Consider the following 250-nt stretch of genomic DNA (forward strand, 5'->3'; position numbering starts at 1 on the left):
TCGGGTTGACCAGCACGAGCTGCTCCACCGCCTTCGGGTAGAGCAGGGCGTAGTGGGCGGCCAGCATGCCGCCCGTGGAGTGGCCGACCAGGATCGGGCGCTCGATCCCGAGCTTGGCCAGGAGCGCGTGGGTGTTCTCGGCGAGCTGCCGGAAGGTGAACTGGTAGGCCGTCGGCTTGCTCGACTTGCAGAAGCCGATCTGGTCCGGCGCGATCACCCGGTACCCGGCCGCGCTGAGCGCCCGGATCTG

1 protein-coding gene is annotated in these 250 nt (G+C 69.6%); it reads right to left on the bottom strand.

The window, feature by feature from the left end; translation table 11 throughout:
* On the bottom strand, positions 1 to 250 hold a 250-nt coding region (locus KZZ07_RS27240), incomplete at both ends, for an alpha/beta fold hydrolase (protein ID WP_219520148.1).

Origin of the sequence: Mameliella sp. CS4 (assembly GCF_019392335.1) — a bacterium.
Classification (GTDB): domain Bacteria; phylum Pseudomonadota; class Alphaproteobacteria; order Rhodobacterales; family Rhodobacteraceae; genus Antarctobacter.